Genomic DNA, 2138 nt, shown 5'->3' on the forward strand with positions numbered 1-2138 from the left:
CCCATGTTTTTCCTTTCGTGTTGGTTTGGTTTTTAAAATTTTATTTCATAAATAACAAGCAGCCTTAACGCTATTACATATTAAAATTTTAACGTCCGCGCATACTTGCCGCCTTTATCTTGCACTTAAAATTCTCGTGCCGCATGCTAGACTGCCTGCACGATGTGCATCAAGACTGTATTAAGCGCCCTGCAGGTCTCGCAAGCTTGGAATTTTAAAATTTAGATACAAATTTAACTGTGCCGCACGCTTTGACATTTCACTGCCGCGCCGCACCCAATTTCTCGCGACCTGAAATTTTCGCACGCCACGCATATTGCGATATCGCGCCTTAAAATTCCTTCGCCGCACCTTGCCGCTGCCTCGCCATCCTATTTTAAAATTTCAAGACGCTCTGCGCCCTCAAATTTTAAAATTTCGCCCTACTTCTCGCCGAAGCGCTCTTTTAAAATTTTATACGCCTCGTTGATCTCCTGAAGCTTCTTCGTGCCCTCCTGGATGATCTCCTCGTCCGCGCCCTTGCCCATCAGGATGTCGGGGTGGTATTTTTTAACGAGCTCGCGATATTTTTTCTTGATCTCGCTAAACGTAGCGTCCTTGGAGAGCCCCAAAATTTCATACGGATCTCTTTTGCTTTTGGCGGAGCCTTGCGAGCCGCCCGAATAGCCGCCGTATGAGCCGCCTGAACTTTGCGAGCCTCCGTAACCCGAACCCGTCGTGCCGCCATAGCCATAGCCGGTGCCGCCGCCGTAACTGCTGCTGCCGTAGCCACCGGTGCTTCTGCCGCCGTATTTGTCCCAATACCCGCCGCTTCTTGTGCTATAGCCGTCGTATTCGTCGTAAGCGGAGCTGCTTTGCGAGCCGCCGTTTTCGTAATATGTGCCGTAAAAACTACGCTCAAAGGTCGCAAAAATCTGGCTTTGGATATGCTCCGCAATGCCCAATCCGTCGCAAATCTGCGAGATTGTGCGCCGCTCTGCCGCGCTAAAACCGCGATCGACGTAGGCTAAATTTAAAAAGAAATATATTAGCCCCGTTTTGCGACTCGGGCTCGGGCGGTAGGTTTGGTTATATTTTTCGGCGAGCTCGCGCACATTTGCGAGGTTTTCTTTCTCGAGCTTATAAACGAGCTTCAGCGCCTGGCGTTCGCGCTCGCCGGCGCCCATTTGGCGCACCAAATCGTCTAAAATTTCGCTTATCATCGCGGCTTCGGACTCGCTTACGTACCCGTCGCTTTTGGCGACCTTGGCTAGAAGTGCTACTAAAATTTTAGCCTCTGCTAGCTGCATTTGAGCCTTGCCGCGATAGCCGGAGTTGCCGAAAGCCACACCGATCTGCGCGAAAATATACAGCGCGATTAAAAGAAATATGATGCTAAGCACGCGCTAATCTTCGCTCTTTACGATCTTAGCAAACTCGCCGAAGTAAATTTCTTTTAGCGCCTTTAGATTTTTACGGACGGAATTTATGCGAAACGTTTCGCCGCCGCTGGTGCCTAGACGCATCAAGCTTAGCCCGTATTTTGCGGCCAGCTCTTTAAATTTCGCCTCGTCGCGTACACCGAAAATCGCGCGCGAAAAGCTCTCGTCGAAAATATCTCTGCTATCATCGCAGCTCATCTCAAACTCGCCGCCTACGCCGCCTACGCACGTCATCTTCGCAAGCGTAATCGCCACGCCGCCGATTCCTACGGAGTTTGCAAATTCCAAAATCCCGCTCTTGCCGGCTTCTATCGCGAAGTCCCACAGCGCGCGCTCTGCCTTTAAATTTAACTCAGGCAGGCTGCCTGCGACGCGGTTTTCTACCGCTTTCATATAAAGCGAGCCCGCAAAAACGCCCTTCGTATCGCCTACCAGATAGACGCTCACGCCGCTAGCGCAAAAATCGCTAGGGATGATCTCGCCCTCGTTCGTGCCCACGCACACGATCGCGGGAGTGGGCTGGATGCTAACGCCGCCCGTTTCGTTATAAAGGCTTACGTTGCCGCTGATGACCGGGGTATTTAGCGCGGCACAAGCCTGCTTGATCCCCTCGCAGCCCTGCGCGAACTGCCACATAACTTCGGGATTTTGCGGATTGCCGTAGTTTAGGCAATCGGTGATAGCTAGAGGCGTTGCGCCGCTCATAGCGACCTTTCG

The 2138-nt window shown here is 51.7% G+C and carries 2 protein-coding genes; both read right to left on the reverse strand.

Annotation, left to right across the window (positions count from 1 at the left end):
- Positions 1–422: 422 nt before the first annotated feature.
- Complete coding sequence (locus Q0256_RS02060) at positions 423–1382, reverse strand: DnaJ domain-containing protein (RefSeq protein ID WP_297959610.1); 960 nt, start codon at positions 1380–1382, stop codon at positions 423–425.
- 3 nt (positions 1383–1385) lie between these two features.
- The coding region (locus Q0256_RS02065; protein WP_297959611.1) for an AIR synthase related protein at positions 1386–2138 on the reverse strand (753 nt) is incomplete at its 5' end.

Source organism: uncultured Campylobacter sp. (assembly GCF_937949835.1).
Taxonomy (GTDB): Bacteria; Campylobacterota; Campylobacteria; order Campylobacterales; family Campylobacteraceae; genus Campylobacter_B.